This window comes from Pontibacillus yanchengensis (assembly GCF_009856295.1).
In the GTDB taxonomy this organism is placed as follows: Bacteria; Bacillota; Bacilli; order Bacillales; family BH030062; genus Pontibacillus; species Pontibacillus yanchengensis_A.
Map to the genome: position 1 here is coordinate 281,280 of NZ_WMEU01000003.1, position 15,931 is coordinate 297,210.

Genomic DNA, 15,931 nt, shown 5'->3' on the forward strand with positions numbered 1-15,931 from the left:
GAATATGCAACTAGCAACGGATTCAGCTAAAGAAGTAAAGAAGCAGAAGAAACGGAACTGGAAAAGATGGTCCATCCATCTTTTCCCTATTCCCGCCTTACTCATTTATGGGTTATTTGTTGTGTACCCATTATTTGCAGCACTCACGTATAGTTTTTTTGACTGGAATGGCATGGTCCGAGGTGATTTTGTCGGGTTGAAAAATTTCAAGGATCTATTCACCCTGGAGCCATTCAGCGGGTACTTTTGGAATGCATTTGGACACAACATCCTTTATTTCGTTCTCCAGATGATTTTCCAAAATGGGCTGGCATTCGCCCTCGCTTATATTATTTTCAAAAAAATACGTGGTGCAGAGTTTTTAAAAATATCCTATTTCTTGCCGCGTTTATTATCGGTCATTGTAGTCGGTTTCTTATGGAAGTTGATTTTGAATCCGAACTACGGAGCATTAAATGTGTTGCTTGAAAAAATTGGCCTCGGCCATTTGCAAGAAGCGTGGCTTGGAGACCCTGACACAGCTTTAATTGCTATCATTCTCGTAAACTCGTGGTATGGATTAGGTTTTGGCGTGTTGATTTTCCTAGCAGGTTTCCAGTCGATTCCGAAAGAGTTAATGGAAGCCGGTAAGCTCGACGGGGCAACAGGTTTAGCGATGGTGCGGAGGATTTTGATTCCATTAATGATACCGTCGATTATGATCATGACCGTGCTGACGTTCATTCAATCCTTCGAAGCGTTTGAACTCGTGTACGCTATGCAAGGATCGCAAGGGGAACCGTATCATTCTACCGATACACTAGCAGTCTATTTCTACCGTCTAGCATTTGGTGGATCTACAGGAGGTTCAACGACAGCGGTTGGATTAGGTTCGGCACTAGCAGTTGTGCTATTCCTATTCATCAGCATCTTTACTGGTCTATATCTGAAATACATGCAGAAAAAACAAGTGGATATGTAGGAGGGGAAAAGTGTGAAGCATACAATATGGACGAAACCATTTTATTACGTTTTTGCGTTTTTTATCGCATCGATTAGTTTGTATCCAATTATTTTGATGATTCTATCGTCTTTTAAATCAAGCGCGGAGATCTTCACAAGCCCTCTTGCGTTCCCAAAATCGTTCACACTCGAGACGTACAAAAACTTGCTCGATCAGATTCCGTTCATGACATACTTCTTGAATAGTACGATTGTGAGTGTCGTTTCCGTTAGTTTGATTTTAATTACATCTTCTCTAGCAGCTTTTTACATTGCTAGATTCACCTTTTATTGGAACAACATGCTGTTTTTCTTTTTCCTAATGGGCATGATGCTTCCTATCAAACTTGGAATCGTTCCACTCTTCATATTAATGAAAGATCTCGATTTATTGAACACTTTATGGGCACTGATTTTCATGTACACAGCTACAGGGATTCCGATTTCCGTTCTAATTTTAACGGGTTTTTTCCGAACGATGCCCCATGAATTAGAGGAAGCAGCTCGCATTGACGGGGCAGGTAACTTGCGCATCTTATGGAATGTCGTGTTGCCGCTCATGCGTCCAGCACTAGGAACGGTAATGATTCTACAATTCATTCAATCCTGGAATGACTTTTTCTTCCCGTTGGTGTTCATAACCGATGAGATGAAAAAGACGATTCCAGTCGGGATGTTGTCTCTCTTCGGCCAATACTCAGCTGATTGGGGTGCATTATTTGCAGGACTGACGCTTGCCTCGCTACCGATGATTGTCCTGTTCTTCATTGCATCGAAACAGTTCATGGAAGGACTGACGCAAGGTGCAATTAAATAACATGTATATCGGTATAGACGGCGGCGGTTCAAAAACGGAAGCTATGATGTGTGATGAAAAAGGTGTTGTGGTTGCGCGAACTGTTGGAGGTTCCACCAATGTGAAGTCGAGGTCAACGGATGCTATTAAGCAAACACTGAAGGAGCTTTTTCATGATTTATTTATCCAAGCGGATGTCGCTTATGAACATGTTACGGGCGTTTTTGTTTCCTCTGCTGGAGGGGACCGGTTGGAAGATCATGAGCGGTGGCAAGACTGGATTTACGAGGTAGCGCCAGGTATTCGTGGAAAGATGGATGTGCGAAACGATGCATATGGAGCGCTCGCCAGTGGAACCTTTTCCATGGAAGGAACAGTACTGATTGCAGGTACTGGGTCGATTGCTTACTCAATTCTGGATGGGGAGTCTAGACGTGTTGGCGGTTGGGGGTACCTGCTTGGTGATGAAGGAAGCGGGTATGACCTTGGTCGCCAGGCGTTATCGAAAGTTGCGCATATGCATGATGGCTTGATGGAGCTCGACCTCGAATTCATGCAGATTATGTTGACCTCGTTGCAGGTAGACAGCGCGGCTGAGGTGATAACAGCTGTGTATGAGGATGACTATCCAAGGCGGAGAATTGCTTCCCTTGCTGAGCACGTCATTTTATTGGCGCAAGCTGGGAATGCTACAGCACGACAAATCATTGGGGAAGCGTTGAGAAGTTTACTAGAGCTAGTAGATCAGGTTCATTCGGAAGATGTGCCATTGGTGTTGAGCGGAGGGATGTTCCAATCAACGTTTATGCGCCTAGCTTTTTGCAACCTTTTTGAGAAAAAATATCCGCATCATCATGCCATCATTCATCCAGATGTACCTCCTGTTGTAGGCGCATTAGTGTGCGCATTGCTTTTGGGAGAGGAAACGGTGACAAATGAAGTGAAGGAGAATCTACAATCCTCAAGCCGGTCTTTGAACCGTAGCTTTACTTGAAAGGGAGGTGCAACGACGATGTCTGAAACCGATCCAATCGTTAACACAGAAATGCGCAATGAAAAGTCCAACCACTTGCACCAGTTTTCGACGATGGACATTATTAAACTGATGAACGAAGAGGATGACAAGGTAGCCGGTGCTGTCAAACATGCCCTTCCTCAAATTGAACGGGTGATCGACCGGGCTGTCGAGGTGATGGAAAAGGGAGGTAGACTCTTTTATTTCGGTGCTGGAACGAGCGGTCGCCTCGGGGTACTCGATGCATCCGAATGCCCGCCAACGTTCGGCGTCTCGCATGACCTCGTTAACGGAGTGATTGCAGGCGGTGACGAGGCTTTACGCTATCCGATCGAAAATGCCGAAGACAGCAAAGAAACAGGTGCAGCGGATGTGCGAAAGCATGTGAGCGCTGAAGATATGGTTATCGGCATTGCCTCAAGCGGTCGCACCCCATATGTGCTAGGCGCGATGGAAGCTGCCTTTGAGTTGGAAGTATCCACAGGGTGCGTATGCTGTAATGTCGGAACCGAACTTGCCGAAATGGTCGGCTATCCTATCGAAGTACCAGTTGGAGCTGAAGTCGTCACAGGCTCAACCCGATTGAAGGCAGGAACCGCGCAAAAAATGGTGCTAAACATGATTTCCACCGCCACCATGATTAAGCTCGGAAAAGTGTATCGGAATCTCATGGTCAACGTCCAAGCCTCAAATGAAAAATTACGCAAACGCGCCATTTCCATCATTCAAGAACTTACCGGCGTAGATGAGACGAAAGCCGCTTACTATAGTCGTCAGGCCAATGGCGACGCCCGCATCGCTACTCTGATGATACTGCTGGAAATTGACGCAAACGCAGCACAATCATTACTCGATCAGAAAAATGGACACTTTCCAAATGCGGTGAAGGGGTTTGAGGTTGCTGATGGGAAGAGGGAATGATTCTGGAGGAAGGTCACTGTTTGGGTGGCCTTTTTTTCTTATGGAGATAGACATTTCGTTCCCACTTTATCGACTATTTTCTAATGGTTAGGAGGAAGAGGGAGAGGAGACGCCGAATCAGTAGAAGGAGGTGATTGTATTGATTGTTAGAGAACTGACAAAACCGATTGATTTGTTTAAGGAAGAAGCATTAGCGCTGCGCCTAGTTGGGAATTATCCCCGGCGTGCTGAGCTTGATGATAGCATAGGCCGGAGGAAAGCTGGATATCGTAGCGAGAAGGCGCTTGATTATTACCTGCATTTTTTGCCCGAATCCTCATTCGTTTTCCGCGGAATCCGCATCCCCACTAGTACCGCAGCCTTTCAAATCGACAACCTGATTTTGACTTCAAGTGCAGCTATCATCGTAGAAGTGAAGCACCTAGCAGGCAACATCTTTTTTGATCAAACGTTTGATCAATTTATTAGAAAAGATGAAAATGGCAAGGAAGAACGCTTCTCCAACCCCATTGCCCAAGTCGACCGCCAGAAAATCAAACTCCGCAACTGGCTCCGCCCCCATCTCTCCCAACCACTCCCCATCGACCACATCATCGTATTCACCCACCCACATGCCATCCTTGATACTAACATGCACGACGACCCGAGATTGCGCAACATTGTATATGCAGATCACATGCTAGATAAGGTGAAGGAACTTACTGCGAAATATAAGAGGGAAGTCCTGTCTAGGAGCCAACTGTTCACACTACGTGACCAACTTTTGAAAAGCGACCGCCCACTGGACGTTGATGTACTGGGAAGGTTTGGCGTTCGGAAGGAAGATGTGTTGAAGGGCGTGCAGTGTGTTGCGTGTGGGCGATTGGGGATGAAGAGAGTAAAACTACGCTGGCAATGTCCCTTTTGTTGGAAAAGGGATATTTCTGCGCATGAACGCGCTGTTTATGATTATTTTTTATTGATGGGGAAGGAGATTACGTGTGTACAATGTAAATCTTTTTTGCAATTGGAGTCTAGACACATAACTTATCAAGTTTTAAAAGGAATGAATCTAAGAAGTACGGGTTCCAATAAGGGAAGGAAATACCACATGCCTGCTAATATAGCTGATCTCTATATGAAGTAGTGCGGTGGTGGGGGACTCCAATGTTCAATAGGAAAGAGACCTAAGCATAATGTAGATCGAGAGGAAACCCACGCATATCGATGAAAAACTCAAGCATATCAAGAGGATACTCACGCATATCAGTAGAGAACCCACGCATATCAAGAGGAAACTCACGCATATCAGTAGAGAACCCACGCATATCAAGAGGAAACTCACGCATATCAGTAGAGAACCCACGCATATCAAGAGGAAACTCACTCATATCAAGAGGAAACTCACGCATATCAAGAGGAAACTCACGCATATCAGTAGAGAACCCACGCATATCAAGAGGAAACTCACGCATATCAGTAGAGAACCCACGCATATCAGTAGAGAACCCACGCATATCAAGAGGAAACTCACGCATATCAGTAGAGAACCCACGCATATCAAGAGGAAACTCACGCATATCAGGAAGAAACCCACGCATAACCCCATCCTCACTACTGAGCAACCTCCACCACCCCCACCCAAAATTTACAAGTTACACTTCTCCAAAAACGGGAATGTTACAAGGAGCGTATTGTGTTCAACCATGATCACTACTAGTATATATTCGTGATTTCCATTAAGTAAGGAGGATGAAGATATGGTTGAGAATGCTGAGAGACGTATTAAGGATACAAAGAAGTATCTGCGGAAGCAGACGTTGCATACGATTTTGGAGCAGTTCGATGCAGAGATTATGGAGTTGAGTAAGACGGATCGGAAGGCGAAGTACGATAAGATGAAGGAGGATCCGTTTAGTTTTTTCCGTGGGAGCGCGTATCTTTTCTATTATGATGTGTCGAATATTCCATTTTCCTATCATACACCTGATGATAAGCCGACGTGGATAATGGGAGATCTTCATTTTGATAACTTCAGTGCGTTTCAAAATGAGGAAGGCGAGATTGTGTTTGACGTCGATGACTTTGATGAGGGCTTCCTAGGTTCTTATCTGTATGACGTGTTGCGCATGGTTGTAAGTATTCGTCTGTTTGCAGCGCAGCAAGGTTTTAGTGAAAGTGAACAGGATGAGTTCGTCGAGCGATTTGCGAAATCTTATTACAAGCAAATGAAAAAATTCACGAAAGATAAAGAGGATCCAGTTACCACGCGTTTCACTGTTGATAATACGAAGAGTGCGATTAAGAAAGCATTGAAAAAGCTTGAAGAGCGTAAGGAAACGCACGAATTGGAGAAGCAGACGACTGTAGATGAAAACGGCAATCGTATTTTTGATCGTGAAAATACGAAGCTTGATCCTGTTTCGAACAATGAGTTTAAGGAAATTAATAAGGTTTGGGATCAGTACCTTCAAAGCGTCGCAGAGGAAAGTTTCCAAAACAAGGATCATTATGAAATTAAGGATATTGTGAAAAAGTCAGGTGCAGGCATTGGTTCCACTGGCTTGAAGCGTTTCTACATTTTAATAGAAGGAAAGCATGATAATGAGCATGAAGATGATGTGATTCTGGAGGCAAAAGAAGCGCGTGCACCAATTCCGGCTTACTTTTTCCCATATGATGAGCAGTTCTGGACAGCCCACAAGCATCAGGGTGAGCGCGTGACTGTTACCCAGCAGGCGATGCACCATATGGCTGATCCATATTTAGGCTATTTCACGATGCAGGGCCGTGACTTTTATGTGCGCGAGCGTTCTCCGTATGAAAAAGATTTAAAGGAGAAGCACTTGCAAGAATATGATGATGTCGATAAAACATTGAAGACGATGGGCAAAATTGCAGCAAAAATTCACGCTCGTGCCGATGGTGATATCGAGAATCATATTCTGGATTACCACAGTGAAAATGAAATTCTAGAAGCAATCGGTGATGACAGTGAAGGCTTCATCAACGAGCTTCAGCTATGGTCCAAATTTTACAAAGAGCGTGTAGAACAGGATCATGAGCTCTTCAAAGAATGGTTGAATGAGTATTTCTATCAACTATTCCAACCGAAAAAAAGCAACACACCGCGTAGTGCTAGAAAGCAGTAGTAAATAAAAGAGGCTGGGACATAAGTGTTTTAGCCTACAAAAAATCCGAACTATCTTTCGAAAATTCCTCTATGGGATTCGAAATAGTTCGGATTTTTATCTTTATTTATGTTTTTATCATACTCATCATTCGATTTAAAAACTGATAATTATGGTTTTGTCCTATCCTTTTTTACATTAAGCAGAAATTTGCTCTGCTTCGCTTTCCTCTTGTTCCTTTTGCTTGCGGAAAATTGTAGCAAGGATAGGACCAGAGATATTATGCCATACACTGAAGATAGCGCTTGGTACTGCAGCTAGTGGACTGAAGTGCGTTGTCGCCAGTGTGGCGCCTAGTCCAGAGTTTTGCATGCCAACTTCGATAGAAACAGCACGTTGTTTTGGTGCTTCCATACCAAATAATTTTCCAAGACCGTACCCAACACCATAGCCGAGCACATTGTGTAGTACGACGATGGCAAAAATAAGCGCGCCAGTTTCGGCGATTTTTTCCTGATTTACACCAACAACTGCAGCTACGATAGCCACAATTGCGATAACGGAAACAAGTGGCAATGCCTTCACGCCAGCTTCTGCTTTCGAACCAAACATCCATTTGACTAGTAAGCCAAGTAGAATAGGAATGAGAACAATTTTTACGATGGAAAAGAATAGTGAGCCTGCAGATACGGGCATCCATTCACTTGCGAAAAGCAGTACAAGTACTGGCGTAACAAGTGGTGCAAGCAATGTAGATACGGCTGTGATTGCCACCGATAGAGCAGTATCCCCTTTGGATAAATAGGTCATAACGTTTGAAGATGTACCTCCAGGACAACAGCCAACTAAAATAACACCTGCTGCCACCTCATTGGAAACAGGTAATAACATAGCCAACGCAAAGGCAAGTAAAGGCATGATCACAAACTGTGCAGCCACACCAATGCCAACGTCCTTTGGTCGACGTGCTACTTCTTTAAAATCATCTTTCGACAAAGACAAGCCCATGCCAAACATGATGATACCTAGTAGCGGTACGATGTATGGAGCAATCCACGTGAAGCCGGATGGGAAAATGAAGGATAAGACCGCAAACAGAATCACCCAAACAGCGAACGTACTCCCCATAAAACCGCTGATTTTCTCTAATGTTTTCATAGTATGTACCTCCCTTGTAAAGTAAAGTAGGGAAGAGTATACAGTATAATCTGAAAAATCAAAACCTTTTTCTCTTTTTTTTCTTAACAAATTAACGCTTTAGTGGAGGGTAGATGCTGATATGCGCTCTGGCAGCGTATCGCCCTGCGATATGCTCTCTACATGCGATGCGTTTATGCTCTCTTAGAGGCCGAGATACAATCGTACCGCCCCCCGATACACCCGATACGCCACCCTGATATCCGCTCGTTTCACATCTCCCGCATAAAAAATCCACCTGCCGCAGCAGATGGATCATTACTCCCATCATCATATACTCAAGATATCGCGAATATCGTCTTCCGTGAGGGCGGATAGGTTGCCTTCACCGGATTGGATGAGGGTGTCAAATAGGTTTTGTTTTTTCTCTTGTAAGGATTGTATTTTTTCTTCGATGGTGCCTTTGGCGATCATTTTGACGACTTGGACGGATTTATTTTGTCCGATGCGGTGGGCACGGTCGGCGGCTTGTTGCTCGACGGCTGGGTTCCACCATAGGTCGTATAGTACGACGGTGTCGGCGCCTACTAGGTTCAGCCCGGTTCCGCCTGCTTTTAAGGAAATCAAGAATAGGTCGTTTTCTCCCTCATTAAAGCGTGTTGCCATATCGACGCGGTTCTGGGAAGGGGTGGAGCCATCTAAATAAAAGTAGGACAGCTTTTCTTCCTCCACAACCTGGGCAATCAAGTCCAGCATCGAAGTGAACTGGGAGAAAATCAGCAAGCGCTGACCATTTTCGTAAGCTTCCTGAATGAAGGTACGCAGTTCTTCCAGTTTGCCGGACTGTCCTTCGTAATTTTCCACGAACAGACCTGGATGGCAACATAGCTGGCGGAGACGTGTCAGGTTACTCAGAATTTGCATACGATTCTTCTGCAATCCTTCGCCTTCCAGCTGGGATTTTGTTTGCTGTTGAATTTCATTTAGGTAGCCCACATAAAGCTGGCGCTGTTCTTTTGTTAAATCGGTATAGCGCACCGTTTGTATTTTTTCTGGTAGTTCCTTCAACACTTCCTGCTTTGTTCGGCGCAACACAAATGGTGATATCTTTTTCTGAATCATTTGTTGTGGTACGCCTTTAAATGTCTTCCGATCATACAGCAATCCTGGCATCACGACAGAAAACAGCGACCACAGCTCTTCAGCCCGATTTTCAACTGGGGTACCGGTTAGGGCAAATGCTGTTTCAGCTCGAATACCGCGAATGGCTTTGTACGTTAAGGAAGCGTGGTTTTTAAAAGACTGTGCTTCATCTAGCAATAAGCCTTTGAAAAAATAGGACTGGTATTGTTCAACGTCACGACGCATCATTGGGTAAGAGGTAATTACCAAGTCGGCGCCCTCTAATTCCTCAATTTGTTTGCGACGTTCTTCCTTCGAACCTGATACGACACGAACATTCAACGTTGGTGCGAATTTAGCGGCTTCCTGCTCCCAGTTGTAAATAAGTGAAGCAGGGGAGACGACGAGAAACGGATGAGCATCAGGACGTTCTTTTCTACCTGCTAATATATAGGCTAGCCCTTGCAATGTTTTACCGAGTCCCATCTCATCGGCAAGCACGCCTCCAAAACCATGACGAGAAAGGGAGCGCAACCACTGGAATCCTCGCAACTGATAGTCACGAAGGTTAGCTTGCAAGTCTTCAGGTGGTGTTTCGTTTAACGTTTCTGGATGCTTCACTGCTTCGATGAGTTTCTTGAACGCCTCACTTTGCTGGACACCTGTTGATGTATCCACTTGGAGTGCGCGGTATTTTGGTAAATGTAACACGCCATCTTGGATGTCATCTGTATCAAGGTCCAGCTGCTCAAATAAGGAGCGTGTATTTTCCCACGCATCTTCCTCTAAATCAATGATTTTTCCATTATTAAACTGGTGATACGATTGCTTTTGACGTAAGGCTTTAAACAAGGAAGAAATTTCATCATCTGATAAATCTTCAGTAGGGAAGCGTACCTCAAACCAGCCGTAGCTTTCATCTACATCTAAGGATAGGGGGATATCGTCTGGTAATTCACTGTACATTTCATCTACAGCTTCCGATTTCATAACTTCGGCACGTTTTTCAAGTTCTGGCAGGATTTGATAAAAGAACTGTCCTAAATCCTGACTTCCACTAAGTGATAAAACCTCGCCATTCCAGTGGAAATTTGCCTGTTCAATTAGATTCATGATTTGCCGTTCCTTATTCATGTTCCGCGAAATCATTTGTTCTGGATGCTGGCGACTACGCTGAAATGGATTGATTTTTTCATCTCCATATTCAAACACAAGTTGAGCTTGAAGCATGTTCTCATTTCGCTCCAGTTGCATTTTAGGATTACAGTCGAAGCGTTTTAACTGTGTAGAGATGGAGCTGTCGATCTCAAGTAAATTATGGGCTTCCAGTACCGGAAAAACCGTTCCAGCCAGTTGCTCAATGTGCTCCTGTTGAAACACTTGGGTATTGTCGCGCTGACTTTCGAGATGGTTATAAAGTGGAATCACCGTATTTTGCAGCGCAGCATCTACTTTATAAAGGCTTTCATTTTTAATGAAGTAAGGGGATCTCGCGATTTGCTTGCTTGTAAATCCATTGTCCTTAATCGATAAGGAATAGTGACCATCTTCCTTTGATAATACAAACTCCTCAGGAAATGTATTCGGAATGACGCGGAATGGAATTTCATCCTTATATCGCTTCAGCACTACCGCATCGCATTCCTCTAGTAACGTGAAAAGTTCCTCCACGAAATGATTAGGAATATGAATGCTCTTTTTGGCGCTACTTCGATAATAATCATTCTCGGCAAAAAACTGTTGGCTTTTAATAAGAGGATGTAAATGGCGGAATACCTCTGCATCTTCTTCCGTCATAATCTGTTGTTCTGGATCGTACGTGTAATGTTGCGTGAAATAAAGAGGTTCTCGGTTATACCAAGCATCAATGAAAGCACCTGGATCTTTTACCACATAGAGGCGAGATGTCCCTGCTTTAATGGATAGTTCCAGGTCCTCGGGTGCTGAATAACGAGAGAACATTCCTTCTAATTCAAATTGGATATAGAGGGGCTCCTTCGGCGTAGAAAATAACGACTCCTGAACTGTAACATAGTCTAACAGCTCATCTACAAAAGAAGAAGCCTGTTGAATATCATGGTTGGAGGGTTCGGTTTTTGTCTCCATTTTCGTTTCGGCGGTTCGCTTGTTCCAAACCGTTTTATTATTCGTTAATTGCTCTATCGTTTCAAATAGCACAGCTACCATATGCTTACAGACAGCGGTCCCGTCTGTATAAGCCGGACAAGTACATTGCCCATTTTCAAACGATCCATGTTGCTTTGAAAAGGAGAGCTGCACCTCATAAGGCCAACTGCGAGTACCTTTCACTTCAGCAAAAATATGGGTGTGACGATTATCGGACGTCCCGTACCGATTGATACGAGTCACGGCCCCGTCTTGATAATATTGTGCACCGCGCTGATACGTCGTCCAACCACTTAGCTCCAACACTTCTGGCGCTGTTAGATCAATCATGACCAATACCCCTTTTCCTGCACGCTTCTATTGCAATACTGACATTGTATCGTATATTTCCAAAACAACAAAGAGAACAGGCATATAACTATGTATTCTTCTCCACATGATTGACGGGATAGGTAGACTTTATTCTAATGGAAGTAAGTTGATGGGGGTTTGGAACCTTTAGGTCCTGACCTCCGATTTCGCCAGTCGCTCCAACCCTGGAAGCCCCGCCAGCCCGCGCACTCTCACCCCGAAATCAAAAGTAACCCATCAACCCCCAGCTCACACCCAAAACAAAATTTACACTAATTTTACACCAACGTAATATTTATTTAAGTATGTTACATAGTTGAATTTGAGTCTCAATAGTGTCTAGTTCCAGCGCTCCAGCGCCTAGTGGACTTCTGTCTCCCCCTTACGATAAGTCAACATCGAATCAATATCGTTCTTCGTGTTTCTCTTTTATCTCATATGGGTCCATCCAGTCCATACGGCGCTAAACGGGGCACTTCCACTTTTATTTTAAGAAAAATGAGAAAAAACACAAAATTGTCACATTATCTGTAATAATGTGAAATATAATAAAAATTCAAAAAATGCAGAAAATTGAAATGAAAAACGCACAAACACATCTTGTTCATATGAGGGGGGGGAGTTTCATGGAGCAGGAGCCTATTTTAGAAGTCGATAACTTACATACACACTTCTTTACGAAGTCAGGCGTGGTGAAAGCGGTAGATGGAGTTAGTTTTAGTGTGAAGCCTGGCGAGACGCTTGGGATTGTTGGGGAGTCGGGTTCTGGTAAGAGTATTACCGCGATGTCGATCATGAGACTAATCAAGGACCCACCAGGAAAAATCGTCGAGGGTGGTCTTACCTTTAAAGGGGAGGATTTGCTGGCCAAATCGGAAAAGGAAATGCGTTCCATTCGTGGCGACCGAATTTCGATGATTTTCCAGGATCCGATGACATCCTTGAATCCTGTTTTTACAGTAGAAAAGCAAATGGTGGAGACGATACGGGCTCACCGCAATCTGTCCAAAAAGCAAGCAATCGATCGGGCGGTGGAATTACTTGAGTTAGTTGGGATTCCGTCACCACGCAGTCGATTGAAAAGCTATCCACATGAATTTAGTGGAGGGATGAGGCAGAGAGTGATGATCGCGCTCGCCTTATCGTGTGATCCAGAGGTGTTGATTGCCGATGAACCGACAACGGCACTGGACGTTACTATTCAGGCTCAAATTCTTGAGTTGCTGGGACGACTACAAAAGGAGCTAGGCATGGCCATTGTCATGATTACTCACGACCTTGGTGTTGTAGCGGAAGTTTGTGACCGCGTGATGGTCATGTACGCAGGGAAGCCAGTGGAGTTTGCTGAGGTGACAGAGTTGTTTGATCATCCAAAGCATCCTTATACGTGGGGCTTAATTGGATCGATTCCGAATATGGAAAACAGGCAAGAAAGACTGGAAGCAATCAAGGGACTTCCACCTGATTTACGAGCATTACCTCAAGGGTGTAGTTTTGCTCCTCGTTGTAAGCATGCAATGGACAAGTGCCAAAGCATTGATCCTGACTTCAAAGAGGAAAGCGCTGGCCACCAGGTAAGGTGCTTACTGTATGAAGAGGAAGAGGTGGCAGTGAAATGACCCAAAACTTACTCGAAGTAAAGAATTTAAAAAAGCACTTTCCTATTAAAAAAGGAGCAATCCTCCCAAAACAAGTTGGGGCTGTGAAAGCAGTAGACGGTGTTTCCTTTCATGTTCGAAAAGGAGAGACGCTCGGTCTTGTTGGAGAGAGCGGTTGTGGGAAATCCACGGCAGGACGCTCGATTTTGAACTTAATTAAACCAACAGAAGGCGAAGTTGTCTATAAGGGGGAAGACATCTCTCATTATAAAGGAGAACAACTTCGGCAACTGCGAAAAGAAATCCAAATTATTTTCCAGGATCCATACGCATCCTTAAATCCAAGGATGACCGTTGAACAAATCATTGAAGAGCCAATGCGTGCCTTCAAGGTTCCGGCAAGTGAACGAAAACCGAAAGTAGAAAAGTTACTAAATGTGGTCGGACTTAGTCCTTACCATAAACATCGCTACCCCCACCAGTTTAGTGGAGGGCAGCGTCAGCGAATCGGGATTGCCCGGGCCCTTGCGCTCGATCCAGAACTCATCATTTGTGATGAACCGGTATCAGCGCTGGATGTATCTATTCAGGCTCAGGTCGTGAATCTCATGGAAGATTTGCAAAAAGAATTTGACCTCACCTACATATTCATTGCCCACGACCTGAGTGTTGTGCATCACATTAGTGATCGTGTTGCGGTCATGTATTTAGGTGAAATTGTCGAGGTTGGGGAAGTGGATGAGCTGTATAAGAATCCGAAACACCCTTATACACAGGCACTTTTATCAGCTATCCCGGAAGCCAACCCACACAAAAAACGCGACCGGATCATGCTAGAAGGGGATTTACCTAGCCCATCTGATCCACCGCAAGGATGTAAATTCCACACTCGCTGTCCTTTTGCTGAGGAGCAGTGCAAGGTGGAGCATCCAAAGCTAAAGGATGTCTCAACACGAGATCATCAGGCAGCTTGTCATTTAGTGAACGAAGTTGTGAAGGAGCCTTTATCTGGGTAATCCGCAACTTATTATATTTAACAATAGGGGGATATTCAATTGAAAACACATGTATGGCGAACGTTGTTAGCTATGAGTTTACTTGTCGTACTAGCTCTAGCTGGTTGCTCAAGTGACAGTGGAGGAGAAGAATCTTCATCCAACAACAATGAAGGTAGCGGAGATAGTGAAGAAGCATCATCCAATTCAGGGGAAGATAACACGCTTGTTTTTGGTAGAGGGGCTGACTCTCAACAGTTAGACCCATCGAAAGTAACCGACGGTGAGTCTATTTATGTAACCCAGCAAATCTATGACACATTAGTGCAGTACAAACAAGAAGGAACAGAAGTGGAACCTTCTCTTGCAAAAAAGTGGACCATCAGTGATGACGGAAAAACATACACATTCAAGCTACGTGAAGATGTGAAATTCCACGATGGAACAGACTTCACAGCTGAAGATGTTGTCTATAACTTTGAGCGCTGGACAGAATCTGGTGACTTCATTTATTACGGCTACATGTTCGGAGCAAGTGAAGATGACATGGGAGGTATCATTGAAAAGGTTGAAGCAACAGGGGACTATGAAGTTAAGTTTACACTTGAAAAACCGAATGCTCCATTCCTTTCAACGCTAGCGATGCCACCATTTGCCATCGCAAGCCCTGATGCTATTAAAAAGCATGGCGAAAACTACTTCAAAAATCCAGTAGGTACTGGACCATTTAAATTCGAATCTTGGACACAAGGCGACAAAATCGAACTTTCCAAAAACGAAGAGTACTTTGGTAAGAAAGCGAATGTAGATAAAGTAGTATTCCGTGTTATTCCGGATAATGGAGCACGTTTTATGGAACTTCAATCAGGTTCGATCGACATGATGAAAGGCTTAAACCCACAAGACCTTGGTACAGCGGAAGACAACCAAGATCTTCAAATCCTTCGTCGTCCTTCTATGAACGTTGGGTACATGGCGATGAACACAGACAAAGAAGGTCCAATGTCTAATGAAAAAGTACGTAAAGCTATTAACTTAGCGATTGATAAAAAGAACTTGATCAAGCTTTTCGAAGGTCTTGGTAAGAACGCGAAAAACCCACTACCACCAAGTATCTGGGGCTACAATGATTCCATTGATCCTTATGGCTATGATCCTGAAAAAGCAAAAACACTACTAGCTGAAGCTGGGTATGGTGACGGTGTCGACATTACACTTTACACAATGTCCAATCCACGTCCTTACATGCCTCAGCCAAAAGTAACAGCTCAAGCCATTCAGCAGATGTTGAAAGAAGTAAACATCAACGTTGAGATTGTGGAAAACGAATGGGAATCTCATTTAACCAAAACACAAAATGGCGAACATGACATGGCGTTCCTAGGTTGGACTGGTGACAATGGTGACCCAGATAACTTCCTATACGTTCTGCTAGACAAAGATAATGCGAAAAAAGGTTCTGCCGGAAATATCGCATTCTACAAAAACGACAAAGTCCATGACCTGTTAACAAAAGCACAGACGGAAATGGATCAACAAAAGCGTACAGAGTACTACAAAGAAGCACAAAAGATTATTCATGAAGATGCCCCTTGGGTACCAATCGCGCACACAACTCCACCAGTTGTAGCAAAGGATTACATTGAAGGATATGTACCGCATCCAACAGGTTCAGAAGCCTTCAACCACGTTAAATTAAAGTAGGCTACAGTATGATGAGGTGAGAAAAGGAATGCTACACGAAAAGTAGGTTCCTTTTCCTCGCTTTTTCCTATACA

Annotated in this window: 12 protein-coding genes; 9 read left to right on the plus strand and 3 right to left on the minus strand. The window is 44.1% G+C overall.

Annotation, left to right across the window (positions count from 1 at the left end):
• Window positions 1-4: 4 nt before the first annotated feature.
• From GLW08_RS11320 to GLW08_RS11340, 5 genes are all read left to right on the plus strand, one after another.
• Window positions 5-961 carry a carbohydrate ABC transporter permease gene (locus tag GLW08_RS11320; RefSeq protein WP_160848759.1) on the plus strand — a complete coding sequence of 319 codons (957 nt, stop codon included), beginning with the start codon at window positions 5-7 and terminating at the stop codon, window positions 959-961.
• 12 nt (window positions 962-973) lie between these two features.
• The gene (locus GLW08_RS11325; RefSeq protein WP_337193931.1) at window positions 974-1,798 is read left to right on the plus strand and encodes a carbohydrate ABC transporter permease; all 825 of its coding nucleotides are present in this window, start codon (window positions 974-976) and stop codon (window positions 1,796-1,798) included.
• A complete protein-coding gene (locus GLW08_RS11330) occupies window positions 1,785-2,771 on the plus strand; it encodes a BadF/BadG/BcrA/BcrD ATPase family protein (protein WP_160848760.1) in 987 nt (328 codons plus the stop codon). The genes GLW08_RS11325 and GLW08_RS11330 overlap by 14 nt, the downstream gene beginning before the upstream one ends.
• Window positions 2,772-2,789: 18 nt before the next feature.
• Window positions 2,790-3,713, plus strand: coding sequence for an N-acetylmuramic acid 6-phosphate etherase (gene murQ, locus GLW08_RS11335; RefSeq protein WP_160848761.1), 924 nt, complete (start codon window positions 2,790-2,792; stop codon window positions 3,711-3,713).
• A gap of 139 nt (window positions 3,714-3,852) precedes the next feature.
• Window positions 3,853-4,839: a nuclease-related domain-containing protein gene (locus tag GLW08_RS11340; RefSeq protein WP_160848762.1), complete on the plus strand. Its 987-nt coding sequence runs from the start codon at window positions 3,853-3,855 to the stop codon at window positions 4,837-4,839.
• A gap of 40 nt (window positions 4,840-4,879) precedes the next feature.
• Here GLW08_RS11340 and GLW08_RS11345 read toward each other — a convergent pair whose 3' ends face one another.
• On the minus strand, window positions 4,880-5,317 hold the full coding sequence (locus tag GLW08_RS11345; protein WP_160848763.1) for a hypothetical protein: 438 nt from the start codon (window positions 5,315-5,317) through the stop codon (window positions 4,880-4,882).
• Between the two features lie 135 nt (window positions 5,318-5,452).
• On the opposite strand from GLW08_RS11345, the gene GLW08_RS11350 reads away from it, so the two are divergent.
• Window positions 5,453-6,844 (plus strand): DUF2252 domain-containing protein, encoded by a 1,392-nt coding sequence (locus tag GLW08_RS11350; protein WP_160848764.1) that lies wholly within the window; start codon window positions 5,453-5,455, stop codon window positions 6,842-6,844.
• A 177-nt stretch (window positions 6,845-7,021) separates the two neighbouring features.
• Here the strand turns inward: GLW08_RS11350 and GLW08_RS11355 are convergent, their stop codons facing one another.
• Both GLW08_RS11355 and GLW08_RS11360 read right to left on the minus strand, forming a co-directional pair.
• On the minus strand, window positions 7,022-7,981 hold the full coding sequence (locus GLW08_RS11355) for a bile acid:sodium symporter family protein (RefSeq protein ID WP_160848765.1): 960 nt from the start codon (window positions 7,979-7,981) through the stop codon (window positions 7,022-7,024).
• Between the two features lie 309 nt (window positions 7,982-8,290).
• Window positions 8,291-11,539: a DEAD/DEAH box helicase gene (locus tag GLW08_RS11360; protein WP_160848766.1), complete on the minus strand. Its 3,249-nt coding sequence runs from the start codon at window positions 11,537-11,539 to the stop codon at window positions 8,291-8,293.
• A gap of 647 nt (window positions 11,540-12,186) precedes the next feature.
• Here GLW08_RS11360 and GLW08_RS11365 point away from each other — a divergent pair.
• Genes GLW08_RS11365 through GLW08_RS11375 form a run of 3 tightly spaced genes read left to right on the plus strand, consistent with a single transcriptional unit; the run spans window position 12,187 to window position 15,857 of the window.
• Window positions 12,187-13,179 (plus strand): ABC transporter ATP-binding protein, encoded by a 993-nt coding sequence (locus GLW08_RS11365; RefSeq protein WP_160848767.1) that lies wholly within the window; start codon window positions 12,187-12,189, stop codon window positions 13,177-13,179.
• On the plus strand, window positions 13,176-14,174 hold the full coding sequence (locus GLW08_RS11370; RefSeq protein ID WP_160848768.1) for an ABC transporter ATP-binding protein: 999 nt from the start codon (window positions 13,176-13,178) through the stop codon (window positions 14,172-14,174). The genes GLW08_RS11365 and GLW08_RS11370 overlap by 4 nt, the downstream gene beginning before the upstream one ends.
• Before the next feature lie 39 nt (window positions 14,175-14,213).
• Window positions 14,214-15,857 carry an ABC transporter substrate-binding protein gene (locus GLW08_RS11375; RefSeq protein ID WP_237458409.1) on the plus strand — a complete coding sequence of 548 codons (1,644 nt, stop codon included), beginning with the start codon at window positions 14,214-14,216 and terminating at the stop codon, window positions 15,855-15,857.
• Window positions 15,858-15,931 lie beyond the last annotated feature (74 nt).

Coding starts and splice junctions, on each gene's coding strand:
- GLW08_RS11320 (WP_160848759.1), top strand. CDS start 5: ATGCAACTAGCAACGGATTCAGCTAAAGAAGTAAAGAAGCAGAAGAAA.
- murQ (WP_160848761.1), top strand. CDS start 2,790: ATGTCTGAAACCGATCCAATCGTTAACACAGAAATGCGCAATGAAAAG.
- GLW08_RS11350 (WP_160848764.1), top strand. CDS start 5,453: ATGGTTGAGAATGCTGAGAGACGTATTAAGGATACAAAGAAGTATCTG.
- GLW08_RS11355 (WP_160848765.1), bottom strand. CDS start 7,981: ATGAAAACATTAGAGAAAATCAGCGGTTTTATGGGGAGTACGTTCGCT.
- GLW08_RS11360 (WP_160848766.1), bottom strand. CDS start 11,539: ATGATTGATCTAACAGCGCCAGAAGTGTTGGAGCTAAGTGGTTGGACG.
- GLW08_RS11365 (WP_160848767.1), top strand. CDS start 12,187: ATGGAGCAGGAGCCTATTTTAGAAGTCGATAACTTACATACACACTTC.
- GLW08_RS11370 (WP_160848768.1), top strand. CDS start 13,176: ATGACCCAAAACTTACTCGAAGTAAAGAATTTAAAAAAGCACTTTCCT.